The 23,182-nt window shown below is 70.6% G+C and carries 23 protein-coding genes; 15 read left to right on the forward strand and 8 right to left on the reverse strand.

Annotated elements, in window-relative coordinates; translation table 11 throughout:
• The first annotated feature begins 6 nt into the window (after positions 1-6).
• Both ABZ406_RS09275 and ABZ406_RS09280 read left to right on the forward strand, forming a co-directional pair.
• Positions 7-261 (forward strand): hypothetical protein, encoded by a 255-nt coding sequence (locus tag ABZ406_RS09275; protein WP_357757817.1) that lies wholly within the window; start codon positions 7-9, stop codon positions 259-261.
• 178 nt (positions 262-439) lie between these two features.
• A complete protein-coding gene (locus ABZ406_RS09280; protein WP_357757820.1) occupies positions 440-1,525 on the forward strand; it encodes a branched-chain amino acid aminotransferase in 1,086 nt (361 codons plus the stop codon).
• A gap of 24 nt (positions 1,526-1,549) precedes the next feature.
• On the opposite strand, the gene ABZ406_RS09285 is transcribed toward ABZ406_RS09280, so the two are convergent.
• Positions 1,550-2,779, reverse strand: a complete 1,230-nt coding sequence (locus ABZ406_RS09285) for a helix-turn-helix domain-containing protein (protein WP_357757823.1) — start codon at positions 2,777-2,779, stop codon at positions 1,550-1,552.
• A 264-nt stretch (positions 2,780-3,043) separates the two neighbouring features.
• On the opposite strand from ABZ406_RS09285, the gene ABZ406_RS09290 reads away from it, so the two are divergent.
• The 9 genes from ABZ406_RS09290 to ABZ406_RS09330 all read left to right on the forward strand — a co-directional run bounded on the left by ABZ406_RS09290 (position 3,044) and on the right by ABZ406_RS09330 (position 10,816).
• Complete coding sequence (locus tag ABZ406_RS09290; protein WP_357757825.1) at positions 3,044-3,505, forward strand: YbaB/EbfC family nucleoid-associated protein; 462 nt, start codon at positions 3,044-3,046, stop codon at positions 3,503-3,505.
• Positions 3,506-3,511: 6 nt separating this feature from the next.
• Complete coding sequence (locus ABZ406_RS09295) at positions 3,512-3,829, forward strand: type VII secretion target (RefSeq protein ID WP_357757828.1); 318 nt, start codon at positions 3,512-3,514, stop codon at positions 3,827-3,829.
• A gap of 19 nt (positions 3,830-3,848) precedes the next feature.
• Positions 3,849-4,340, forward strand: a complete 492-nt coding sequence (locus ABZ406_RS09300) for a hypothetical protein (RefSeq protein ID WP_357757831.1) — start codon at positions 3,849-3,851, stop codon at positions 4,338-4,340.
• Positions 4,333-4,998, forward strand: coding sequence for a hypothetical protein (locus tag ABZ406_RS09305; RefSeq protein ID WP_357757834.1), 666 nt, complete (start codon positions 4,333-4,335; stop codon positions 4,996-4,998). Before ABZ406_RS09300 ends, ABZ406_RS09305 begins: the two co-directional genes overlap by 8 nt.
• Before the next feature lie 4 nt (positions 4,999-5,002).
• Positions 5,003-5,449 (forward strand): hypothetical protein, encoded by a 447-nt coding sequence (locus tag ABZ406_RS09310; protein WP_357757836.1) that lies wholly within the window; start codon positions 5,003-5,005, stop codon positions 5,447-5,449.
• 218 nt (positions 5,450-5,667) lie between these two features.
• Complete coding sequence (locus tag ABZ406_RS09315) at positions 5,668-7,710, forward strand: M6 family metalloprotease domain-containing protein (RefSeq protein WP_357757839.1); 2,043 nt, start codon at positions 5,668-5,670, stop codon at positions 7,708-7,710.
• An 83-nt stretch (positions 7,711-7,793) separates the two neighbouring features.
• On the forward strand, positions 7,794-8,228 hold the full coding sequence (locus tag ABZ406_RS09320; protein WP_357757842.1) for a hypothetical protein: 435 nt from the start codon (positions 7,794-7,796) through the stop codon (positions 8,226-8,228).
• Positions 8,225-8,803: a TlpA disulfide reductase family protein gene (locus ABZ406_RS09325; protein WP_357757845.1), complete on the forward strand. Its 579-nt coding sequence runs from the start codon at positions 8,225-8,227 to the stop codon at positions 8,801-8,803. Before ABZ406_RS09320 ends, ABZ406_RS09325 begins: the two co-directional genes overlap by 4 nt.
• A gap of 117 nt (positions 8,804-8,920) precedes the next feature.
• A complete protein-coding gene (locus ABZ406_RS09330; RefSeq protein ID WP_357757848.1) occupies positions 8,921-10,816 on the forward strand; it encodes a CocE/NonD family hydrolase in 1,896 nt (631 codons plus the stop codon).
• Between the two features lie 161 nt (positions 10,817-10,977).
• Here ABZ406_RS09330 and ABZ406_RS09335 read toward each other — a convergent pair whose 3' ends face one another.
• From ABZ406_RS09335 to ABZ406_RS09355, 5 genes are all read right to left on the reverse strand, one after another.
• Positions 10,978-11,586, reverse strand: a complete 609-nt coding sequence (locus ABZ406_RS09335; RefSeq protein WP_357757851.1) for a hypothetical protein — start codon at positions 11,584-11,586, stop codon at positions 10,978-10,980.
• Positions 11,587-11,654: 68 nt separating this feature from the next.
• Positions 11,655-13,262, reverse strand: a complete 1,608-nt coding sequence (locus ABZ406_RS09340; RefSeq protein ID WP_357757854.1) for a hypothetical protein — start codon at positions 13,260-13,262, stop codon at positions 11,655-11,657.
• Positions 13,259-14,125, reverse strand: coding sequence for an ATP-binding cassette domain-containing protein (locus ABZ406_RS09345; protein WP_357757857.1), 867 nt, complete (start codon positions 14,123-14,125; stop codon positions 13,259-13,261). The genes ABZ406_RS09340 and ABZ406_RS09345 overlap by 4 nt, the downstream gene beginning before the upstream one ends.
• A complete protein-coding gene (locus ABZ406_RS09350; RefSeq protein WP_357757860.1) occupies positions 14,122-14,949 on the reverse strand; it encodes a hypothetical protein in 828 nt (275 codons plus the stop codon). Before ABZ406_RS09350 ends, ABZ406_RS09345 begins: the two co-directional genes overlap by 4 nt.
• Positions 14,946-15,488 carry an RNA polymerase sigma factor gene (locus tag ABZ406_RS09355; protein ID WP_357757863.1) on the reverse strand — a complete coding sequence of 181 codons (543 nt, stop codon included), beginning with the start codon at positions 15,486-15,488 and terminating at the stop codon, positions 14,946-14,948. Before ABZ406_RS09355 ends, ABZ406_RS09350 begins: the two co-directional genes overlap by 4 nt.
• 149 nt (positions 15,489-15,637) lie before the next feature.
• Between ABZ406_RS09355 and ABZ406_RS09360 the strand changes: the two genes are divergently transcribed.
• From ABZ406_RS09360 to ABZ406_RS09370, 3 genes are read left to right on the forward strand one after another with little or no spacing between them, the layout of a single operon-like run.
• A complete protein-coding gene (locus ABZ406_RS09360; protein WP_357757866.1) occupies positions 15,638-16,753 on the forward strand; it encodes an acyltransferase in 1,116 nt (371 codons plus the stop codon).
• Complete coding sequence (locus ABZ406_RS09365; RefSeq protein ID WP_357757868.1) at positions 16,750-17,358, forward strand: sigma-70 family RNA polymerase sigma factor; 609 nt, start codon at positions 16,750-16,752, stop codon at positions 17,356-17,358. The genes ABZ406_RS09360 and ABZ406_RS09365 overlap by 4 nt, the downstream gene beginning before the upstream one ends.
• The gene (locus ABZ406_RS09370; protein WP_357757871.1) at positions 17,355-18,140 is read left to right on the forward strand and encodes a hypothetical protein; all 786 of its coding nucleotides are present in this window, start codon (positions 17,355-17,357) and stop codon (positions 18,138-18,140) included. Before ABZ406_RS09365 ends, ABZ406_RS09370 begins: the two co-directional genes overlap by 4 nt.
• 74 nt (positions 18,141-18,214) lie before the next feature.
• On the opposite strand, the gene ABZ406_RS09375 is transcribed toward ABZ406_RS09370, so the two are convergent.
• Complete coding sequence (locus tag ABZ406_RS09375) at positions 18,215-19,555, reverse strand: glycosyl hydrolase family 18 protein (RefSeq protein WP_357757874.1); 1,341 nt, start codon at positions 19,553-19,555, stop codon at positions 18,215-18,217.
• A 297-nt stretch (positions 19,556-19,852) separates the two neighbouring features.
• On the opposite strand from ABZ406_RS09375, the gene ABZ406_RS09380 reads away from it, so the two are divergent.
• Entirely contained in the window at positions 19,853-21,934 is a 2,082-nt protein-coding gene (locus ABZ406_RS09380) for a heavy metal translocating P-type ATPase (protein ID WP_357757876.1), read from the forward strand.
• 85 nt (positions 21,935-22,019) lie between these two features.
• Here ABZ406_RS09380 and ABZ406_RS09385 read toward each other — a convergent pair whose 3' ends face one another.
• Positions 22,020-23,105 carry a hypothetical protein gene (locus tag ABZ406_RS09385; protein WP_357757878.1) on the reverse strand — a complete coding sequence of 362 codons (1,086 nt, stop codon included), beginning with the start codon at positions 23,103-23,105 and terminating at the stop codon, positions 22,020-22,022.
• Between the last annotated feature and the right edge of the window lie 77 nt (positions 23,106-23,182).

Below are 23,182 nucleotides of genomic sequence, written 5' to 3' on the forward strand. Positions count from 1 at the left end.
GAAGAGATGAAGCGAGAGGTACGCATGATGCGGGTGACCGGGGCGCGCGCCAACGGCGCGGTGGCGACAGGCGCGCGGGCCGCGGGGGCGGCTTCGCTCGGCGCGCTCGCCGTGGGCGCGTTGGCGGTCGGGGCCGTAGCCGTCGGGGCGCTGGCCATCGGGCGGCTGGCGATCCGCCGGGCGGTCGTGCGGGAGTTGCGCGTCGGCCGGTTGGAGATCGACGAGTTGGTGGTGCACAGCCGACCCGCGGCCGAGGGATGACCACCCCCGCCTGCGAACGAGGCACCCGGCTCACGGCCGCACCGTTCCTCCGCGGTCTGGCCCCGATCGGCGGCGGCACTGTCGGTATCCTGCACCCGTCATCCGACAAACTCCCCTGCGTGTTCGTCCCCCCGGTAGACCCGAGCGCACAGGGACGCGGCCCTGAGAGGACCCGGCCATGCGCCTGTCGTTCCCGTTGCAGCAGAATCCGAGCCCGGCGAACGCGGAGCGCCGAGCTGGGATCATGGCGAATCCGGGGTTCGGCAACTACTTCACCGACCACATGGCGCGGGCGGTGTGGAGGCCGGACGGCGGTTGGCAGGATTCGGAAATCATCCCCTTCGGCCCGATCCTCCTGCACCCGGCGGCGGCCGTGCTGCACTACGCGCAGGAGATATTTGAGGGGATGAAGGCGTACCGGCACCGGGACGGCTCGATCTGGTCGTTCCGGCCGGAGGCCAACGGTGAGCGCTTCGCCCGATCCGCCCGACGGCTCGCGCTGCCCGAGCTGCCGGTGCCGGACTTCATGGCCTCGGTCGAGGGCCTGGTCCGCGCCGATCAGGGCTGGGTGCCGGAGGAGGACGAATACAGCGTCTATCTGCGGCCGTTCATGTTCGCGTCCGAGCCGTTCCTGGGGGTCCGTCCGGCGAAGGAGGTCACCTACCTGGTGATCGCCTCCCCGGTCGGTGCGTACTTCTCCGGTGGCGTCAAGCCGGTCTCGATCTGGCTCTCCACCGAATACACCCGGGCGGCGCGGGGCGGCACGGGCGAGGCGAAGTGCGGCGGCAACTACGCGGCCAGCCTGGCGCCGATGGTCGAGGCCGCCGAACACGGCTGCGAGCAGGTCTGTTTCCTCGACGCCGCGGAGGGCCGCTACGTGGAGGAACTCGGCGGCATGAACGTCTACTTCATCACCGCCGACGGTCGGATCATCACCCCGCAGCTCGGCACGATCCTCGAAGGCGTCACCCGGGGGTCGATCCTCATCCTTGCCAAGGATCTGGGCCTGGAGGTCGAGGAGCGCCCGGTCGAGATCCGGGAGTGGCAGGAGGGTGTGGCGTCCGGCGCGATCACCGAGGTCTTCGCGTGTGGCACCGGCGCCGTGGTCACCCCGGTCGGCCGCCTGGCCTGGGACGGCGGGGAGGTGACGGCCCCGAAGGCCGGTGCCGAGGACTCGGTGACCATGCGGCTGCGCCGCCGTCTGCTCGACATCCAGTACGGTCGGGCCGCCGACCCGTACGGCTGGATGACCCGCCTGGTGTGACGAGGACCGTCCAGCCGCGGGGCGTCACGGCGTGCGGTAGTGGCCGCTGAGTCGACCGAGTTTCATGGCCAGGTGCAGGCACAGCCGCTCGTTGCCGTCCTTGAGGTCGGTCCCGGCGAGCTGCTCCACCCGTTGCAGCCGGTAGTAGAGGGTCGTCCGGTGCAGTCGGAGCTTCTCGGCGGTCGCGTGCGCGTTGCCCGCCAGGTCGAGGTATGCCTCCAGGGTTTCCAGCAGCACCTGGTGGGCGTCGTCGCGCAGTAGCCGCTCCAGCCCCGGGTGGACCCCCGCCACGTCGAGGTGCTGGCTGTCCAGTTGGGACAGCACCCGGTAGATGCCGAGGCCGGCCCAGGAGACGACCCGGCCCAGCGCGGGCAGTTGGATACCGACCCGGGCGGCCTGCGCGGCCTCCTGGTAGGACTCGACAGCGCTGGACAACCCGGCCCGGGGCTGGCCGATGCCGGTCACGGCTCGGCCCACCGAGGTCAGGCCGCGGGTGGCGGTGCCCAGCGCCTCGTCGAGGTGCGCGGCGGAGGCTTCCGGCGAGGGCCGGCCGGCGATCCGGTCACCGCAGACCAGCAGCACCCCGTGATCGGGCCAGACCAGGTGCAGGGTCTCGCGCACTCCGATCCACCGGCGGGTGGTGACCAGGGCCTGTTCCAGGGCGATCCGGGCGACCTCGTCGGGTTGCCGCGCGCCGGTCGGCACGAGTTGGGCGACGAGCGCGACTGTCGACCCGTCCGCGACGACCACGCCCTCCTCCAGCAGCGCCCGCGCCGCGTGTTCGCGCGCCTGCCGGCTCTCCACCAGCAGGGTGCGGGTGGCCTCGGTCTCCCGCTGCGAGGCGAGCTCACCGAGCAGGTTCTCCCGGTAGAGGGCCAGGGACAGGTCGGCGAAGGGACCGGTCGCGGTGGCGATGTCGGCATCGGTCATCGACCCGTCCGCGTCGATGAACCAGACGAACCCGAGCAGCAGGTCGTCGTGCCGGATCGGCACGCACACCCTCGCCAGCAGGTCCAGTTCGGCGCATGCCGGGGTGCGGATCGGCGCGTGCGCCGTGAGCACCCCCATGCCCCGGAACCAGGCGATCACCTCCGGCGTCGTCTGGCGGCGCAGGATCGACGTGCGACGGACGTCGTCCATCGGGCCGTCGTGCTCGCTGTAGGCGACCACCCGCTGTCGCCGGTCCTCGATGAGGGCGGGTCGCCCCACCCGGGCGGCGACGGCGTCGGCGATTCGCTGGAGCTCACCGTGCATGTGACTCCCATGGATGCGCTGCTGGACAGGGATCGCGCGACCGCCAGTCCTTACCCTCCGGTGCGGGTGGGTCATCGCGCAAGGTCCACTGTCGAAATCGCCACCTGTGACGGCGGCAACGTGACGTATCCCGCACCTGTCCGAAGACCCGCGTCCACCAACGGCTCGCCGCGGTCTGCGCGGGTGCGCGTCGGGTAGGGGCAGCGGCGCGAGAATCAAACGCCTACCGTGAGGTCATCCGCTGGTGTCAATGCAGGGGGCGCGATGACAGACTTCACCGAGGGCCCGCGCGGCTTCGACCTCATGCTCAGCGAAACTCGCCGGCAACTGGCCAAGATGGGAGCCGCCGCGGCTGCCGGCGCCACGGTGCCCGGCACGCAGAGCGCGGACACCGAACCGGAGACGGTGATCGGTGAAGGCTCAGAACCGGGAGGGTGGGCGCAGGCTACGGTGTCCGCAGGCCGGCTGCGCTCGTTGGTCGTCGACCCGCGGCTGCTACGCGAGGGCTCCGAGGCGGTCTGCGACAAGGTCATCGCCGCGGTCAACGCCGCCTACGCGGACCTCGGCCGGCGTGCCACCTCCGACCTGGATGCGGCGGACACCGCTGATGTCGAGCAACTCACCGCCGACCTGTCCCGCCTCCAGGACGAGTCGATGCGCAACATGACCATGTTCACGCAGGCCCTGACGTCCGCGCTCGAACGCATCCAGGCCCAGAACAGGTAGCCCCCGGTGAACGACGGGTTCGATGTGGAGCCGGACACCCTCACCGAGCAGGGCGCCGGCATCGCCCGGGTCGCCGAAACCCTGCAGACGGCGTGGCAGCAGCTCGCCGGCCAGGTCGACGGGCTCGGGGACATCTTCGGTGACGACGATGTCAGCAGCCTGATCGCCGCCACGTACCAGGCCGCACACCAGATCGCCGCCGAGTCGTTCGAGGCGACGGTGGCGAGCCTTCATGGCTTCGGTGCCGGCCTGCAGGAGATGGCCGAGCGCTACACCCGTGTCGACGAGGAGATCGCCGATGGGTTCCGCCAGCTGATGCGCTGACTGGCCCGAGGAGGCCGACGTGGGACTGCAACTGCCCGGCGAACTCGCCACCCTGCTCAACGAACTCGGCTACACCTGGCCGAACGCGGACGAGAGCAAGATGTTCGAGCTCGCCCAGATGTGGATCGGCTTCGCCGAGCAGATCGCCGCGCTGCCGACCGAGGCTCGTTCGTCGGGGCAGGCGGTGCTCGCGCAGAACCACGGCGCCGCCGTCGACGCTTTCGCCGCGCTGTGGACGGCGGGCTCGTCGGCCGTCACCGCGCTGGACAACGCCGTCACCGGCGCCCAGGTCATCGGCGCTGCGCTGATCGTCTGCGCGATCGTCGTCCTGGCCCTGAAGATCAGCGTGATCGTGCAGCTGACGATCCTCCTGATCCAGATCATCCAGGCGATCGCCACCGCCGGGCCCACGTTCGGTGCGTCCCTCCTGGAGATTCCGGTCTTCAAGATTCTCGCCGACTTCGTCATCGACTATCTCGTCGGGCAGGCACTGGAGGCGCTCCTTGGCTAAGGGCGGTAAGGGCGCCGCGAAGAAGGTCGACGGCGTCGCCAGTGGCATCATCGCCAAGAAGGCGGCCGAGTTCTTCGAGGTCCCCGACGTGCCCGGCGGCAGCGGGCGTCTACCGGGTGGAGCGCCTGGGTGGCCGCCGGGGAAGCCGACCGGCCCGAAACCGCCGCACGGAGCACCCGGCGCCGCGGAATGGCGCTACCAGAGGTATCTGCACAGGGCTCACGGCAAGGGCAAGGGGCCGAACGACGTGCTGCCCTTCGAGGCGTGGAAACAGACCTCCTACGACCCCGCCGTCCGGGGTGGGCGGCCCGGCCGCCGGGGCGGCCCGGACCAGGTCGCGGCCAAACAGCATCTCACCGAGCACTACGGCGTTCAGGAAGTCGAGAACGTCAAGCTCGGCTCACACTACCCCGACGGGATACGACCGAACGCCGCTGGCGGGACCGACTACTTCGAGGTGGGCGCGATGACGCAGGGTGGCCTTCCGGAGTCGCGCGAGCGGGTCAAGTTGGCAAACGAGTTGCCAGCCCTCGGTGACAACGACAGCCTGCAATTCGTCGACAAGATGAATCCCGACGAGGACCGCTGGCTCAAGTACGCTGACGGCGACGACCCCCTGACCAAGAGATACATCCCACCCGCTGCCGGGGAAGGGTGACCAGGTGTCCCAGTTCCACAACATCTTCTGCAGGTCCGACGCGCCGCTGACGGCGTCGCAGATCGCGGAGAGCGCCGACGAGTCGTGGTATGGCGACGGCGATCCTTCGTTCACGCCCCCACCCGGTGATGATCTGGCGTGGCGGCGGCTGGAGATGCGCCTGCCGGGCATCCGCCGTCCGATCATCTTCCTGCGGGACGCGGGCTCCGCCGAGACGAGGTTCTACGTCGACGCCGCCCTGGAGGAGCCGCCCGGCGCGCTCCCACCCGAGGTCGCGGACCAGATTCGCGCCACCCGGCAGATCATCGGCATCGAACTGTGGCCGGAGACCCTCGACGACGACGCATGGGAGTTGCTGGACATCGTCCAGGCCTTCATCGCGCGGACCCTCGACGGCCTGCTGGTGACCGAGGACGGGGTCTACGACGCGGGCCTGCAGCCCCTCGTCTGACGTGGAGTGAGCCGGCCGGTGTCGACCGCCGCGCAGGCCCCGCTCCGAGCCCGCCGGTCCTTCAGGTGTCGGAAGTTGCCGGCGTACCCTGCCGACATCTGCACGGTGACCGGCACCGGCCCGCCCTCCTAGATTCGCTGCGCGGCCTGCTGACAGGTGTTCCGCGAAACCCCCACCGGGGCGCCGGCGCCGCGTTTCCTCAAACGAGAGGTGGTTTCGTGCACCGTACCCCCCATCGAGCCCGGCTGAGGCGGGCCGTGCTGGCCGCAGCCGTGGCGACCACGCTCGTGGCGACCGGGGCGGCGCAGGCCGCCGCGGCCCCGGCCAACCCGGCCGGCGGCACCGCGCCGTTCCAGGTCCTCGACCCGCAGGCCTGGCAGAACCCGGACACGATGACCTGGAACGACTACAAGGCCGTGCCCGGCAAGAACTGGGCCGACCCGAGCGTGTCCGGCTCGGTCCGCAACTTCAAGATCGCCCTGGTGGCGCTCGACTATCCGGACGAGACGTTCGCGGTCTCCCAACGGGCCCGCTCGACTGTCTTCGGCAACCCCCAGTCCGTCGCGACCAACATCCCCCGGGCGGACGTGCCGAAGTTCTACCAGGACTTCCTCAACACTCCGAACACCCTCAACAAGGGCCACACCCTGCACGAGTACTGGATGCAGGACTCCAACGGCCGTTACGGCGTCGACCTCACCGGGTTCGGGCCGTACCAGGTGCCGGCGAAGTCCTACCAGTACGGGCTGGACAACGGGTTCAACCCGGGTGCCTGCCCGAGCGGGGACGTGTGCGGCAAGAACATCCGCACCGACGGCCTGGGCGCCTGGCGGGCAGCCGTCGGAGAGGAGGTCGCCAACCAGTACGAGTTGGTGTTCATCCTCAGCGCCGGGCAGGACGAGTCGTCGACCTGGCAGGAGTTCGGGCAGATGATCTTCCAGAACAAGGAGGACGTGCCGGACGCCTGGGGCCCTCCCGACCCCAACCTGCCGAACTGGGCGAAGACCCGCTACGTGGACTGGACCTCGTGGAAGGCGGCGGCGACGCTGTGGCCGAACGCCGGCGGCGGCTCCTCGACGCAGGGGGAGAGCTCCGGCATGGGTGTCTACGCCCACGAGCTGACCCATCTGCTGGGCATCGGCGACAACTACAACAACCCGTACGGCGAGCCGCTGCGTAGGGCTTACACCGGGATCTGGAGCATGATGTCGCGCGGGTCCTTCAACGGCCCGGGCGGTCCGCACACCCGCTGGCAGATCCCGCCGACGAACGGCGGCTCGATGGGCTCGCTGCACACCGTCCGGGACAAGATCAAGATCGGTCTGCTCGGTGAGGAGCACGTACTGCGGCTGTCGCGGGAGGCGTTGGCCTCCTCGGGCCTGGTGGTCGCGCAGGTCACGGCCCGGGCGGTCGACGCCGGCCCGAAGGGTCTGACCGGTGTGAACATCGCGCTGAACAAGGACCTGTCACCGACCTGCGGGGTCAGCACCGACCCGTTGTGCGACGGCGGCAGCTTCAACAACTACACGGTCGAGGTCGTCGACCGGATGGGCGCGGACTCCTTCACCCCGGACAGCGGCGTGTTGCTGAGCAAGACGAAGAACGCCGACAGCGCGCCGTTCCAGTGGGTGGTGGACGCCAACCCGCAGGACATCGACATGATCGATTTCTACCGTCCGGACGGCACCCCGCAGAAGATCACCATGGGTGACTACCGCCAGCTCTCCGACGCGCTGTTCCACGCCGGCGCGGACACCGGCAGCCAGTACGAGTACGTCGACGAGGCCAACCGGCTGCACTTCTACATCATCGACCTCAAGCGGGACTCGGCCGGCTCGCTCTCCTACACGGTGGCGGTGCGGTCGCTGGACGGCACCGGCGGGCCGAGCAGTCACGACGTGCTGCTGGGCAAGGGCGAGGTGACCGGCGGCGGCAAGCCGACCAACCGTGGTGTGACGTGCTCGTTCGAACTGACCAACACCGGTTCCTACTCGGCCGGCGGGCAGCAGCACCCGGAGAACGTCAGCGCGTACCTGAAGTCGGACGTCTACCGCCTGTCGGCGGAGGTGGCCGGCAAGGGCTGGCGGACCTGGCTGCCGAACCAGCTCGCCACCGCGCAGTTCGGCAAGGCCACCACCGTCACGGTGTCGGTCGGTGCCACCGACTCCGCCGCGGCCACCGGTTTCGTGAAGCTCACCGCGACCTCGGAGAGCGACCCGACGAAGACGGTGACCAAGCAGTGCCGGGTCGAGAAGTCCTGACCGGCACCCGAGGCTGATCCCGTAGCTGTTCGGGTCCGCGGCCGCCGCCGCGGACCCGAACAGGCGGGCGGAAGGAGGACGACGTGCGGCGAAGCATCCTGACCCTGCTGCCCCTGCTGCTGGCCGGCACGACCGGTTGTGGCGCCGTCGGCGCCGCCCAGGAGGCGGTCTCCCCGACGACCGTCCGCGTCCTGGTGCGTGACATCAACATCCGGGCCGCGGGCGTGGACTGTGCCGGCACCGGTCCGTACCAGCACTTCCACAACCGGTCGCCGTTCCGCGTACTCGACCCGGACGGGGCGGCGCTGGCCAGCGGGGAGTTGCCGGCGGGGACCGCGGTGGCCGCCTTCGCCGAGGATCTGGGGGTCGAACGCCTGCCCACCTACTGCGAGTTCGCCGTCGGAGTGCGCGTGCCGCAACGGACCCTCTACCGCTTGGAGGTGGACGGCCGCCCGGCGCTCGACCTGACGCCGGACAGCAGCGAGGGCCCGGCGCTGGTGGCGGTGGTCCCGTCATGAGCCGGGCACTCCTGCCGCTGCTGCTGGCGGCGGCGTTACTGGTCGGATGCAGCGTGCCCGAGCCCGCGCCCGCGCCGACGCCCGCCGGAGGGGCGGCGGCACTGCCCGGGCCGGTCCCCGCCGACCTGGTGTTGCGCCCGGCGCCGGGCACCGCCCCGGCCGCCCCGGCGTTCAGCGGCGCGCTCACCGACGGCACCCCGTTCACAGCGGCCGAGGTGTGGGCACAGCGTCCCGTCGTGCTCACCTTCTTCAGCTCCTGGTGCACCACCTGCGCCAGCCGCCAGGCCGCCCTCAGTGACCTCGCCCGCGCCTACCGCGACCGGGTGGTCTTCGTCGGCGTGGCCGGCACCGACCAGGCCGACGAGGTCCAGGACTACCTGCGCACCAACCGGGTGGAGTATCCGGTCGTCCTGGACGACCAGCAGACGATCTGGCGGTCGTACGCGGTGCGGGAGCCGCCGACCGTCGTGCTGGTGGCCAAGGGCGGCGCCCTGCTCCGTGGCTGGCCAGGTGGGCTGGACGCACCGACACTCGACCGGCGACTGCGGGAGTTGGTGCTGGCCGGCCAGCCGTAGCCCCGCCGCCCGGGCACCCCCGTCGAACCACACCCGGTGAAGTTCCTACACGTGCAGGTGGTGACTCGGGCCACCGGCTCGTAGCGTACGCAGCCTCGGACACATCAAGGAGACTGCATGTCTACAGTGGGAACGCGCTGGCGCACGGCCGTGGCCGTACTGTCCGCGACGGTGCTCGCCGCCCTCGGCGCGGCACCGCAGGCGCTGGCAGCGGACGGCCCGCCGTCGATCGTCGTCCAGGACGGCGTCACCCAGCCGGTGTTCGGTTACGCCGACGCCATTCGGGAACGCCTCTTCATCGACTCCACCTTCGACAGCGACAACGATGGTCTGCGCGACATCATCGCGTTCGACCTGATGCGGCCGGCGGCCACCGCGCAGGGGCTCAAGGCCCCGGTGGTGATGGACGCCAGCCCCTACTACTCGACGGTCTGCCGGGGCAACGAGTCCGAGTGCAAGGCGGACCTCGACGGCGACGGGCTGCTGGACAAGTGGCCGCTGTTCTACGACAACTACTTCGTGCCGCGCGGCTACGCGGTCATCCTGCTGGACATGGTCGGCACCAACAACTCCACCGGCTGCCCCACCACGAACGCCAACCAGGACAACCTGAGTGCCAAGCAGGCCGTCAACTGGCTCAACGGCCGGGCCACCGCCCGCAACGCCGCCGGTGAGATCGTCACTGCGGACTGGCACAACGGTAAGACGGGGATGATCGGCAAGTCGTACGACGGCTCGCTGGCCATGGCCACGGCGGTGACCGGCGTGAAGGGCCTGACCACCGTCGTACCCATCAGCGGACCGACCGAGTACTACGACTACGTGCGCAGCAACGGCGTGGTCACCCGCGGCAACAGTTACGTGGCGTCGCTCGCCAACACGGTCACCAACCCCGAGCGTCGGGACTACTGCAAGCCGGTGCGCGACGCGATAGGTGCCGCCGACGGCGACGAGCACGGCGACTACACGGCCTTCTGGAACGAGCGCAGCTACGTCAAGAAGGTCCCCAACGTCACCGCCAGCGTGCTGCTCTACCACGGTCTCAACGACGACAACGTCCGGCCGGACCACTTCAGCAAGTTCTGGTACGCCCTGGCGGAGAACAACGTGCCGCGCAAGCTGTGGCTGTCCCAGGAGGGCCACGTCGACCCGTTCGACTCGCGCCGCGCGGTGTGGGTGTCGACGCTGCACAGGTGGTTCGACTTCTGGTTGCAGAACGTCGCCAACGGCATCATGGATGAGCCGCGGGTGGATCTGGAACGGTCCGCCGACGTGTGGGAGACCCACGCCGACTGGCCGATCCCCGGCAAGGCCGACACGGAGGTGTTCCTCCAGCCCGGCACCACCGGCGCGGGCGGTCTCGGGCTGGTGCCCACCGCGAAGCCGGCGACCGGAGCGTTCCAGGACAGCCGCACGCAGAGCCAGAACACCATGATCCTCAACCCGGACGTGGTGCAGCCCAACCGGCTGGCCTTCCTCTCCGCACCACTCTCCGCGCCGCTGCACATCTCCGGCACGCCCACTGTGCAACTGCGGGCCTCTGCCGACCAGACCGACACCAACCTCGGGGCGATCCTTGTCGACTACGGCACCGACGAGCGGGTCGCCCACCGGGTCTCCGGGGAGGGAATCATCACCCTGACCACCGAGGACTGCTGGGGTGAGAGCAGCCCGACCGACGACGGCTGCTACAAACAGACCACGAAGCGGGTGGCCACGGCGGACTACGAGTTGGTCACCAAGGGGATCATGGATGCCCAGAACCGGCAGTCGATCCGGGTCGCCGTGCCGCTGGTGGCGGGGGAGTCGTACAACTTCAGCTTCCCGCTGTTGCCGGAGGACTATGTCTTCAAGCCCGGCCACCGGATCGGTGTGATCATCGTGGCCAGTTACCCGCAGTACTCCAGCCAGGCGGACACCACCGCCGCGAACCTGCAGGTCGCGCTGAAGAGCAGCAACATCGTCCTCCCTGTGGTCGGCGGCACCGCCGCCGCGCACGCCGCCGGCCTCTGACCGGCTGACCGGTGGGCCGCTCAGGGCGGCTCACCACCAGGTGCGGCCCGGCGATCACCCCTCCGCGGAGGGTCGTGGATCGTCGGGCCGCACCCGGTGCCACCCGGTTGCGAGCTGCGCCTCGCCGGCCCCGCGGGTCGCGCTCACCCCGCGCGTGGGGGTCAGCACCGGCGCACGGCGAGCACTCCGACGGTCGCCAGCAGCGACCCCGCGAGGAGGAACATCCACCGGTCGTGGGCCGCGTCCCAGCCGCCGCCCACACCGACGAGCAGAGCCAGCGGGGCCGGCAGCAACGCGACCACCGTCATCCCGGACAGCAGCATCGGGGCGGCGAGTGGACTGCCGATCCCGCGCGACGAACGCCGCCAGCCGACCGCCGCCGCGAGGAACGCGACCGCCGTGACTGCAACGGCCTCGCGGGTCAGGTCCGCGTACGGCAGTGCCGCCGTCTCCCGCCCGGACCGGGTCACCAGCAGCGCCGCGGCCCAGCACGCACCGCCGACGACCATCGAGGGCGCAGCTCGTAGCAGCGCGCCGAGCCAGGCCGGCACCGGCAGGGTCTCCGTGGTGGGCTTCGCGGGGTCGTCGAGCGCGAACGTGACACCGAGGCCGACGCAGGCCATCGCCAACCGCAGCAACGTGACGTGCTCGTCGAGAGAGAGGAGCGACCCGGTCACGGCCGGTGGGGCCACCACTGCCACCCCGACGATCCCGGCCGCCAGCAGCGGGACGGTCCGCGTCGCCCGCAGCGTCGGCCAGACCAGCACCATTGCCGTCCGCAGTCGCCCGCCCCGCCCCGGCGCGGAAGCACCGACGGGGTCTGCGCCGGACGTTCGGCTCAGGCGGTGCACGGGAGCTCGCCCTGATCCTCAGACGGCGGTTGAATCGGCACCCCGAAGATGGCGCCGAAGCGTTCCAGCGGTGTGTCGGGTGCGGTCAGTTCGGCCCAGTGCCGCTCGACGAGCGGTGCCACCTCGGCGGGCGGCGGCTCCAGCAGCGCCAACGCCGGTGCCGCCGCCCGGTCTTGCACCGAGATGCCGTACATCGCGGACATGTCGGCGAAGGCGAGCGCTCCGGTGCTCGTCTCGTCCAGCGAGCGCATCCCGGCCAGGATGGTCGGCGACGCTCGCCCGACCAGCAACACCAGGAGCGCCGCCCGCGCCCCGCAGAGGAAGTTTCCCCCGTCGTACGCCTGCCCGGCCATCAGCCGGTACGCGACTCCCGCGGCGAGGACGGCGGCTGAGCGGTCGTCGCCCCACACGGTGCCCACCCGCACCGCCTCCGCGGTGCCCGCCGCCGCGTCTTCGGCCTTCCACCCGGCCACCGTGCGCAGGTCCTCGGCGACCGAGCCGGTCTGCCCCTGCGCGGAGAGCTCATCGAGCGCGGTCCGTTGCCGCACCGCCAGCGCCGGCCCGGACACGGTGATGCTGTCCGGTACGACCGCGCGTACCGAGGTCACCACCGACTCCCAGCCGGAGACGAACCCGTCGAACCCGTCGAAGTAGCAGTAGGTGACGTCATCGCGCAGGACGCACGACTGGATGCTCGCCGGCCGGTCCTCGACAGTCGCGCGGGCCGCCGCGATGCCCGGGTCGGGTCGCGACTGGGCCAGTCCACCGCCGACGCCGAGGATCAGCCCGACGGCGAGGGCCGCCGCGACGACCGCACGTCGCGCCCCGGCCCGGGCCAGCGCCGCCGCGACGAGGAGCACGGTGATCCCGACGAGGTAGACGAGGTGCCGGGCCACGGGCCGTTCGGAGACGCCGGGGGGCACCGCGGCCAGGAACTCACTGGGGTAGACCGGCAGCAGGAACCGCCGCCACCCGGCGTCGACGAAGGCCAAGGTGATCGCCGCGAACTCCACCACCAGGACGAGCAACACGAGCAGTGCGGCGATGAGGGTGGAGCGGATCAGCACGCCGGCGAGCACCCCGGCCGCGCCGAGGAGCAGCGTCAGTGCCGCCGGCGTCACCACCGCGGCGACGTCGACGTTCCCGGCCGCGCCCGGGAGGACCGCGGAAACCCCGACCCGCAGCCCGACGAGCAGGAGACTGAGGCCGGCCAGCGGGAGCAGTGCCAGCAGGAACCCGCCGACCCGCCACGCCGGCGGCAGCACCAGCACGTCGTAGGACCCGTCGACCTTGTGCCGGCGGGCCCGTAGCGTGACCAGGTTCGCCACGATCAGCGCCGACCCACCGAGGATCGGCAGCGCGAGCAGCTCAATGGTGATCAGCTCGTCGGGGAGCACCGGATATCGGCTGGCCGAGCCGGACAGCCAGCCCCACAGCCACGGGCCGAGGAACAGCAGCGCGGCCGCGATGGTGAGCGGGTGGCGCAGCATCCGGACCGACTCGAACCGGGCGAGTGCGAACAGGGCCTGCCGACGCACGTGCGTCGACGGCGGCGTGGGACGGGTCGGCGTGCCCACCGTCAGGGTCGCGGTCATCGCGCGCCGCCCGAGGTCACCGGCGCGTCCGCGCCGACCAGCATCAGGTAGCCGTCCTCGATCGACGGCTCCACCAGCGCCGCCCCGGGCGGCGGGTCACCGACATGGCGGTGCAGCCCCGTGCCCGTCCGCCACGACGCCAACGCCCCGGCCTGCCGCTCCGCGCTCGTCCACACCCTTCCGGCGGCCAACCCGGCCAGCTCCGCCGGGGTGCCCTCGAACCGCACCCGACCCCGGTCGAGGACGACGACCTCCTGGCACAGCGACATCACGTCCTCGGTCTGGTGCGTGGAGAGCAGCACCGTCTTGCGTTCGCCCAGGTCCGCGATCAACTCCCGGAACCGCAGCCGCTGCTCCGGGTCGAGGCCGACCGTCGGCTCGTCGAGGATGACGAGTTCCGGGTCGCCGACCAGGGCGGCCGCCAGCGCGAGCCGCTGCCTCATGCCGCCGGACAGGGTCCGGATCCGGGATCGCCGTCGGTCGTCGAGGCCGACGGCGGAGAGCACCCGGGCGACCTCCGCGTGCCGCGCCGACCGGCGGGTGAGCTCCTTGAGGATCGCGACGTAGTCGACGAACTCGAACGCGGTGAACGACGGGTGGAAGCCAGGGTCCTGCGGCAGGTAGCCCAGCAGCCGCCGGACCGCGAGCCGCCCGGACGGTGTGCTCGGGTCGTGGTCGAAGACCCGCAGCGTGCCGCCGTCGGCCGCCAGGGCGGTCGCGATGATCCGCAGCAGCGTCGTCTTGCCCGCGCCGTTCGGCCCGAGCAACCCGGTCACGCCGGTACGCAGCGTGAACGTGACGTTCTCCAGCGCTGTGGTGCGCCCGTAGCGCAGCGCCAGACCGTCTGCGTGGACGGCAGTCATGGAACCCTCCTCATCAGGTTGGGGACGTGGTAGCGGTCGTAGGTGCCGCGCTGACGGGACAGTGCCACGGCGGCGATCCCGCCGACGATCACGACGCCAACCTGCCCGGCCGCTGTGAAGACGAGCCGGTCGCCGGAGGTGGCGACTACCACCGCCGCCCAGCCGACGCCGACGACGACCGCGGCCGGGCCCGCGCCGAGCCGCGCCGAGAGCAGCAGCGACAGCACGGTCAGGGCGAGCGACGGCAGGAACCAACCGGTCGCGCGCAGCCCGTACTCGTAGATGACGAGGCTGGCCACGGCGGACAGCGCGGTGGTCGCGGACAGGACCGCGAGGCACCGCAACAGCAGTAACCGGAACGAGCGGATCGGCGCGACCACCGCGATCTCGTAGGTGGGGTCGATGCCGGGCGTGAAGGACATCGCGACCGCGACCAGCGGCAACAGAGGGGCCACGGCGAGGAACACGACCGGATCGGTGACCATGGCGACCGTTGCCGTCAACACCGCCGTGACCGCGATCGCCACGAGCCACGACAGCCGCAGCGCCGGCGTCGCCGCGAGCAGCCGCGCGGTGTGGTCCGGAACGCCGACCGTGATCATCAACCGTTCGACAGGCCCCGGCCGCGGCGCGTCCAGGGCGACGTCGAGGCGGGCCCAGCCTCCGTCGATCGCCCGCCCCTGGTCGACGGTCGCGGCGGCGGCGAGGCGTTCGCGGCACTCACCGCACGCGGCCAGGTGCGCCTCCGTGGACCACAGACCAGGCGCGGCGAGGGTACGGGCGGCGTACGCGCGTAGGTCCTCGTCGAGCAGGTGCCAGGTCATGTCAACTCCTCTCGCAGCTGCCGGCGGGCCCGCATCGCCCGCGTCTTTACGGTGCCGGTGGGGATGCCCAGCAGGACGGCCGCCTCGGCGGTGGTGAGGCCGTCGAGGACGGTGGCGCGGATGACAGCGCGTAGCTCCGGGGAGAGGCGGGCGAGGGCCCCGCCGAGGTCGCCGTGCTCGAGACCGATCAGCACCTGCTCCTCGGCGGACGACTCGTCGCGACCGCGCAGGCGGGCGAGCAGCCGGCCGAGCCGGTCACGGGAGGTGCGGCGACGCAGCGCGTCGATGAGCCGGCGCGAACCGATCCTCCACAGCCAGGCAGCGGCGTCGGTGTCGCGAGGTCGGAACGAGGCCGCGGCACCGGTCCAGACGGCGAGGAACGTCTCCTGCACGACGTCGTCGACGAGGGCGTCGTCGACGCAGCGGTAGCACAGGCGTAATCGCAGCCACGGCGCGTGCCGGCGATAGAACGCCTCGAACGCGTTCCGGTCGCCGCCCGCGGTCAGGGCCAGGAGGGCGGCGTCGTCCTGGGCGGTCATGCCTACCTATCGCAGCGGGACCGCGTTCTGGTTCGCGATGCCGGCACGGCTTCGTCAGAGGATGGTGACGGCGATCACCTGTAGCACTTGAGGCGGTGCTGCACATGTCTGTCCTGGACGCAGTCGTGTGTCCAGGACAGGAGCTGAGTATGACGACCGCGATGCTCGACCGCGCGCCGACGCCGCTGCCCGTCCGCAGCCCTCCCGGACGGGCGCCACGGTTGTACGTGCTGGACGGGTTGCGGCTGATCTGTGCTCTTGCGGTGGCCGGATACCACTTCGGCGACTCGTGGAGGTTGGACGGGGTGCACCCGCCGACGTACTTCCTGCCGGACGCGGCACCGGTGCTGATCTACGGCTTCCTCGGAGTCGAGACGTTCTTCCTGATCAGCGGATTTGTGATCCTGATGAGCGGCTGGGGGCGCACCGTCCGCGCGTTCGCCGCCTCCCGCGCCGCGCGGCTGTACCCGGCGTTCTGGGTGTGTGTGGTGACCACGACGGTCGTGACAGCAGTGTTGCCGATCAGCGGCGGGCTGCCGTTCCCAGCACAGCCGGACGGGTGGGGCGTACTGGTCAACCTGACCATGCTGGCGGATCCCCTCAACACGCCGCTTGTCGACACCGTGTACTGGACCCTCTGGATCGAGCTCCGGTTCTATCTGATCGCGGCGTGCCTTCTTGCGGCCAAGGTGACCGACCGGGGAGCGAAGATATTCGGTGCCGTGTGGCTGGCCGTCGCCGTGATCATGCCGGCTTTCCGGGGTGCCGCCCTGGACGAGGTGGTGATGTCCAACTTCGCGCCGTACTTCATCGCCGGAATCACCCTGTTCCTGCTTCGCCGCAACCGATCCGATCGGTGGCTGTGGGTGCTGTTGCTCGCCACGTGGCTGGTCAGCCTGCAGCGTGTGCACGAGCGTGTTCTGGAGTTGAAGCCCGGCTTCGAGGTGGCCGTCTGGCCGGCGCCGGTCCTGCTCACCGTGGTGTACCTTTTGATGCTCGTCATCGCGCTCGGCTACACCGACCGGGTAAGCATGCGCTGGCTGGCTACTGCGGGTGCGCTCAGCTACCCCTTCTACCTTCTGCACCCGCGCATCGGATACAGCGTGATCCGCAACGTGTACGAGGAAACCGGCCTCCCCGCGTCGGCACTGATCGGTGGCACCGTGCTCGGTCTACTGGCGGCGGCCTGGCTTGTTCATCGCTTCGTCGAGCGCCCGCTCGCCCCCTTGGTCCGCGGTGTCGTCATGGGCCGGCGACGACAATGACGGAGAGACGCGACGCGCCACCCAAGAGGAAGAGTGTGGATCCAACGACAGCGGATGCCGATTCCGCCTTCCGTGAGCTGTTCGAGGCCGCATATGACGATCTGCTGCTCTTCGTCGAACGCCGTGCGCACCTCGCCGTTGCCGACGACGTGGTCGCCGAGACGTTCCTGATAGCGTGGCGCCGCTTGGACGAGGTGCCGGAATCGCTCGGTGAGGCCCGCGCCTGGTTGTTCACCGTCGCCCGCAACGTTCTGCGCAATCGGCAGCGCAGCGACCAGCGGCAGCAGAGCCTCGCGCTTCGCGTCCTGCGGGAGCCCGATGCGACGAGCAGCGTCGAGGCCGACCTGGCGGCTGCCCGCGTCGACCTGGTCACGGCCTGGCAGCGCCTGTCGTCCGCCGATCAGGAAGTGCTGACGCTGACCGCTATCGAAGACCTCACCGGGCCGCAGGCAGCACACGTACTGGGCATTTCCCGTCCCGCGTTCAGTCTGCGCCTGCTGCGCGCCCGCCGCCGTCTGCGTCAGCATCTTGGTCAGCAGCCGACCAGCGAGCCCACAGACGTCCCCGCACCGGCCGGCCCTTCACGACGCGGAGGCTCCGCATGACCCACGACGATGTCCTCGACCAGGCAATCCGCTCTGCCGCGGTTCCGGTGCCCCCACGTGTCGGGCAGGAACCCGCGCGAGAACTGCTCGAGCGGATCGTCGCCACTGATCGGCGACCACACCCGGCACCAGCGCGCTCGCCGCACCGTCGGCCTCGCCTGGTGATCGCGGGCGCGGCCGGAGCGCTCGCCGCCGCCCTCGCCTTCACCCTGACACTTGTCAACGCTGGTCCCGCGTTCGCGTCGTGGACGCCCGAGCCGAGTCCGATCTCGGACACCGAGGCCCGTGACATCGCCGGCAGATGCCTACCGGCCCAGGAGGCGAGCGTCGCAAGGGTGGTCATCGGTGAAAAACGCGGCGAGTACGCGTACGTGAACGCCGTGTCGCCGGCGGGAAGCCAGACGTGCTTCCGCGATCGCAACGGCGACGTGCGAAACACCAGCATCCTCACCGTGCTGACCAGCGCCGAGCGGCTCGGCGCCCGGGGCATCGAGATGTACTCGTGGGGTCAACTGAGCACCGACGAGGGTTACGTCCGGATCATGGCGGGACACGTCGGCTCACAGGTGACGAGTGTGGAGATCACCTTGCGGACCGAGGATGGCGATTCGTCGCGGACGGCGCGGGCAACCGTTCGCGACGGTTACTTCGGCGCCTGGTACCCGGAGGGCCTCGATGAGTCGAACAGCAACACGACAACACTGACCATCCGCCTCGCGGACGGCAGCACGGTGGCCAACCTGTCCGCCAGCGAACTGTACGAACAGCCGAAGCTGGACTGAGATGGTGTTTCGGTAGGGGCGGCCTACCGCCGGCCGGGAAGCCGGCTGGCGGTAGGCCCACGCACCGTCGCCGGTCAGCGGCCCTGCAGGCGCTTCACGTTGTCGCCGAAGGTCCACCCCTTCGACCCGTCCCAGTTCGCCGACCAGGTCATCAGGCCCTTGAGGCCGGGCACGGAGTTCCAGGCCTGGGTGACCAACGACGTCGACAGGTGACCGCCGCCCGCCCCGACCTGCGCCGGTAGGCCCGGGACCTGCTTGTCGTACGGCACCCGGATGGTGGTGCCCTGGATGGTGAGGCCGTTGTTCAGGCACTGCGTCTGCACCGTGAAGCCCTGCACGGTGCCCGCCGGGTACGAGTCGCCGGCGCAGCCGTACATGCTGCCGTTGTAGTACTGCATGTTCAGCCACCAGAGCCGGCCGTTGTCCACGTACTTCTTGATGATCGGCAGGTACGAGCCCCAGATCGAGCCGTAGACCACGCTGCCCCCGGTGACGTAGGCCGTCTCCGGCGCCATGGTGAGGCCGAAGTTGGACGGCATCCGGGCCAGCACGCCGTCGATGATCCGGATCAGGTTGGCCTGCGACGTGGACAGCGTGTTGATGTTGCCGCTGCCGGTCAGGCCGGTCTCGATGTCGATGTCGATCCCGTCGAAGTGGTAGGCCGTCAGGATCGGCACGATTGTCGCGACGAACCGGTCGGCGACGGCGGAGGAGCTGAGGTCGATGCCCGCGGCGGCCCCGCCGATCGACATCAGGATGGTGGCGCCGGCCGCTTTGGCCTGGCACATCTCGGCCGGGGTGGACACCTTCACGCCGGCGTCCATGCCGTTCTCCCAGAGGACCGTGCCGTCCGCGCGGATCACCGGGAACGCCGCGTTGATCACGTTGTAGCCGTGCTGGTTGAGCCGGCTGTCGGTGATCGGGATCCAGCCGAGGCCGGGGTGCACGCCGTTGGAGGCCCCGTCCCAGTTCTCCCAGTAGCCCTGCAACACCTTGCCGGTGGGTCGTGACTTCACCGCGCAGGTCCCACCGGTCGGCGGCGGCGTGGTGGGCGGAGGAGTGGTCGGCGGGGGCGTGGTGGGTGGCGGGGTCGTCGGTGGTGGCGTGGTGGGCGGCGGCGTGCTTCCCGAGCACGCGCCCAGATCCCGCCACAGCGACGGGGTCGCGGCGGGGTTCCAGCCGGCACCGGGGTGCGCGGTGTGGGTGACCAGTGCCTGGTAGAGCCGACCGCCGTAGGTCACCTGGGCGCCCGCCTGGTAGGTGGGGCCCTCGGCCCAGGCCGGCGCGGTGCAGGCGACCATGGCGACGGCGTTGGCCGAGGACACGGCCGCCATGCTGCTGGGGACGAAGGCGACGGCGGCGGTGAGGGTCATCGCCGCCCCGGCCACCACTGCGAAAATTCGACGGCTTCTCATGCTCACTCCCAGGCTTCGACGACCCGTGACCTCCACATATTGACGTCAGTGAAGTTTATTATCAAGGGTTGTTTACAGATCCGGGAAAGTTGGGAGGCAGGGCTGGGCTGCTGGCAGCGGCCACGTTGCTGTCCGTCGCCGGCGGCCGCTCCTTTGGTGGCGAAGTGGCGAACTGCGGTCTTCCGTCGAGCGCCGCTGACGATGCTGGGCTGACCCGTGGGCGATGTCCGGACCATCGACACGCCTGGACACAAATACCCCCTGGGGGTATATGGTGGCGGTGAGGAGGCGATGAGGATGTCGCACGAGGACGCGCATCACCGGATGCAGTCTCATGCCGGGCATGACAAGCACGCCGGGCACGACCCGGAGATGTTTCGGCGCAAGTTCTGGCTGAGCGCGGTCCTGACGGTGCCGATCGTGGTCACCAGTCACATGGTGATGGACTGGTTCGACTACCGGCTGGGCTTCCCGGGCGTCGACTGGGTGGGCCCGGCGCTGGGCACTGTGGTCTTCGTCTACGGCGGGTGGCCGTTCCTGCAGGGCGCGGTGCGGGAGGTCCGTGACCGGGCGCCGGGGATGATGCTGCTGATCGCGATGGCCATCACCGTTGCCTACGTGGCGTCGGCGGCGACCGCGCTGGGCGTGTTCGACCTGGACTTCTGGTGGGAGTTGGCGGCCCTGGTCACGATCATGCTGCTCGGGCACTGGCAGGAGATGAAGGCCATCGGCCAGGCCCAGGGCGCCCTGTCGGCCCTGGCCGCGCTGCTGCCCGACGACGCCGAACGCCTCGGCGGTGACGGGCGGCCCGAACGGGTGCGGGTCGGCGACCTGGACGTCGGCGATGTGATCCTGGTACGTCCGGGCGGGCGGGTGCCGGCCGACGGCCGCATCACCGACGGCCGCGCCGAGTTGGACGAATCGATGATCACCGGCGAGTCCCGGCCGGTCGGCCGCGACCGCGGCGACCGCGTGGTGGCCGGCACCGTTGCCACCGACGCGGCCATCCGGGTGCGCGTCGAGGCCGTCGGCGAGGAAACCGCCCTGGCCGGCATCCAACGCCTGGTCGCGCAGGCCCAGCATTCCAGCGGCCGGGCGCAGGTGCTCGCTGATCGTTTCGCGGCCTGGCTGTTCTTCGTCGCCACCGTCACCGCCGTTGCGACGCTGCTGATCTGGACACTTGTCGGCAACCTCGACGAGGCCGTCGTCCGCACCGTCACGGTGCTGGTGATCGCCTGCCCGCACGCACTGGGCCTGGCCGTCCCGCTGGTGATCGCCCTGTCGACAGCCGTGGCCGCGAAGGGCGGCATCCTGGTCAAGGACCGCCTCGCCCTGGAGCGGATGCGCACCATCGACACGGTGCTGTTCGACAAGACCGGCACCCTGACCCGCGGCGAGCACGTCGTCGCCGGTGTCGCCGCCATCGGCGGCATCAGCGAGGCCGACGTACTGGCCGTCGCGGCGGCGGTGGAGGCCGACAGCGAACACCCCCTCGCACGAGCCATCGTCACCGCCGCCGCCCAGCAGGGTGCCCGGCGCACCGCTACCGGTTTTCGGTCGCTGACCGGTCGCGGGGTGCGCGCCGACGTCGACGGCACCAGCTACGCCGTCGGCGGACCCGCCCTCCTGCGCGAACTCGACGCCACCGTGCCCGACGAGCTTGAGGAGCACCGGGCCGGGTGGTCCCGGCGGGGAGCGGCGGTACTGCACCTGCTGCGCTTCCACGGCGAGCGGGCGAGCGTCATCGGCGCCCTCGCACTTGAGGACCAGGTCCGCCCCGAGGCTCGGCAAGCCATCGCCGAGCTGCGTCAGCAGGGCATCCGCAAGATCGTGATGATTACCGGGGATGCGCGTCCGGTGGCTGAGGCGGTCGCCGCCGACCTCGGCTTCCGGCCCGGCGACGACGAGGTGTTCGCCGAGGTACTGCCCGCCGACAAGGACGAGGCCGTCGGCGAGCTGCAACGCCGGGGCCTGCGGGTGGCGATGGTCGGTGACGGTGTGAACGACGCTCCCGCACTGGCCCGCGCCGACGTCGGCATCGCCATCGGGGCCGGCACCGACGTCGCGATCGAATCCGCCGGCGTCGTGCTCGCCTCGTCCGATCCGCGCGGGGTCATCGGAGTCATCCGGCTCTCTCGCGCCTCGTACCGCAAGATGATCCAGAACTTGGCCTGGGCCGCCGGCTACAACGTCGTCGCCCTGCCCGTGGCTGCCGGTGCTCTGGCCTGGGCCGGGGTGAGCCTGAGCCCCGCGGTCGCCGCGGTGCTGATGTCCGCCTCCACCATCGTGGTCGCGCTCAACGCCCAACTGCTGCGCCGCGTGCAGTTGCGCCACCCGGATCCCAGCTCGGGTACGCCGGTTCGCCCCGACGGAAACTGATTGGGTGGCACCTGTCGGATCCGTCACGAGCACCCGGTCATCGCCGCGCCGGCGGCAACGAAACGGCCGCCGGCGCGGCCCGGCCTCAGAGCCGGGAGGTGAAGGTGGCCAGGAAGCGGTGTGGGGTGACGACGCCTGCGTTGTCGAAGCAGATGACGTCGACGTCGGCGTTCGTGGTGTACGTCCAGGGTTGGGTGAGGTGGCAGTAGTTGCTGCCCGCGCCCTGCGCCACCACCTGGGCGTGCGTCTCCTTGAGGCCGATCTGCGGGAAGGTCGCCAGGTAGCGGCCGGTGGGCACCAGCGGTGCCACGGTGTTCGCACCGACACCGAGCACCGAGTTGTCGTTCGTCGGCCCGCCGACGGCGGTACCCAGGTAACCGAAGTACGACGGCGGGCCGAGGGAGCCGATCACCGGCCGCCGACGGTGGTACGAGAGGGCGAAGTCGGTGTTGACGAACGCGCCAGCCTGGTCGTAGCAGAAGACGTACACCTCCACACCGGTGCCGACGGCGCTCCAGCTGTAGACCTTGCAGCGACGGGGCCCGGCGTTTGGCTGCACGGCGGTGACCTGCACGTTGCCGGCGAGCAGCCCGGCCAGTCCCACCCCGGGCAGCCGCACCAGGTACTGCCCGACGCCCAGCGGCCCGACCGTGTTCACGACGCCGGTCGAGTTGTACGACTGCGCCACCAGGCCGCTGCTCCACTGCACGTAGGCGTGGGAGGTGCCGGCCGGCAACACGCCCGAACTGGTCGTCCAGAGCACTGTGAACGGAGTGTCGTCACGCGTGCCTCCGGGCTTGTGGCACTGCACGTCGACGATCTCGTCGGCGCCGGACTGGAACCAGCGAACCACCTCGCAGTAGTGACCGGTCCGGTTCACCGGGGTCACGTGCGGCACGCCCCGTGCGCCGGCACCGATCTGCGGGAAACGGACCTGGAACCGGCCGGGTGCGAGTTTGACGCCGTCGGCCCAGGCGGCCGGGAAGGCGGTCTTCCAACTGCCCCACTGCCGGCTGGTGTCCAGCACGGTCCACACCGCGACGGTGGGATCCTTGACGTACGCGAAGCCCCATCGGTCGGCGGTGGCCGCCGCGGCCGGTGCCGGCGGCGCGAGTGCGCTGGCGGCCAGGACGGCGGCCAGCGCCGTCGTGACGATTGATCGGAGACGCATGATTTCCTCCACATGACGGGAACATGTCGGGGAGGAGTGTGCGCGCAGTGAATTGATGGTCACAGTCGGCTACATCG

Source organism: Micromonospora sp. NPDC005710 (genome assembly GCF_040630995.1).
Taxonomy (GTDB): domain Bacteria; phylum Actinomycetota; class Actinomycetes; order Mycobacteriales; family Micromonosporaceae; genus Micromonospora.

Coding starts and splice junctions, on each gene's coding strand:
- ABZ406_RS09275 (WP_357757817.1), top strand. CDS start 7: ATGAAGCGAGAGGTACGCATGATGCGGGTGACCGGGGCGCGCGCCAAC.
- ABZ406_RS09280 (WP_357757820.1), top strand. CDS start 440: ATGCGCCTGTCGTTCCCGTTGCAGCAGAATCCGAGCCCGGCGAACGCG.
- ABZ406_RS09285 (WP_357757823.1), bottom strand. CDS start 2,779: ATGCACGGTGAGCTCCAGCGAATCGCCGACGCCGTCGCCGCCCGGGTG.
- ABZ406_RS09290 (WP_357757825.1), top strand. CDS start 3,044: ATGACAGACTTCACCGAGGGCCCGCGCGGCTTCGACCTCATGCTCAGC.
- ABZ406_RS09325 (WP_357757845.1), top strand. CDS start 8,225: ATGAGCCGGGCACTCCTGCCGCTGCTGCTGGCGGCGGCGTTACTGGTC.
- ABZ406_RS09330 (WP_357757848.1), top strand. CDS start 8,921: ATGTCTACAGTGGGAACGCGCTGGCGCACGGCCGTGGCCGTACTGTCC.
- ABZ406_RS09335 (WP_357757851.1), bottom strand. CDS start 11,586: ATGGTGCTGGTCTGGCCGACGCTGCGGGCGACGCGGACCGTCCCGCTG.
- ABZ406_RS09340 (WP_357757854.1), bottom strand. CDS start 13,262: ATGACCGCGACCCTGACGGTGGGCACGCCGACCCGTCCCACGCCGCCG.
- ABZ406_RS09345 (WP_357757857.1), bottom strand. CDS start 14,125: ATGACTGCCGTCCACGCAGACGGTCTGGCGCTGCGCTACGGGCGCACC.
- ABZ406_RS09350 (WP_357757860.1), bottom strand. CDS start 14,949: ATGACCTGGCACCTGCTCGACGAGGACCTACGCGCGTACGCCGCCCGT.
- ABZ406_RS09355 (WP_357757863.1), bottom strand. CDS start 15,488: ATGACCGCCCAGGACGACGCCGCCCTCCTGGCCCTGACCGCGGGCGGC.
- ABZ406_RS09360 (WP_357757866.1), top strand. CDS start 15,638: ATGACGACCGCGATGCTCGACCGCGCGCCGACGCCGCTGCCCGTCCGC.
- ABZ406_RS09365 (WP_357757868.1), top strand. CDS start 16,750: ATGACGGAGAGACGCGACGCGCCACCCAAGAGGAAGAGTGTGGATCCA.
- ABZ406_RS09370 (WP_357757871.1), top strand. CDS start 17,355: ATGACCCACGACGATGTCCTCGACCAGGCAATCCGCTCTGCCGCGGTT.
- ABZ406_RS09375 (WP_357757874.1), bottom strand. CDS start 19,555: ATGAGAAGCCGTCGAATTTTCGCAGTGGTGGCCGGGGCGGCGATGACC.
- ABZ406_RS09380 (WP_357757876.1), top strand. CDS start 19,853: ATGTCGCACGAGGACGCGCATCACCGGATGCAGTCTCATGCCGGGCAT.
- ABZ406_RS09385 (WP_357757878.1), bottom strand. CDS start 23,105: ATGCGTCTCCGATCAATCGTCACGACGGCGCTGGCCGCCGTCCTGGCC.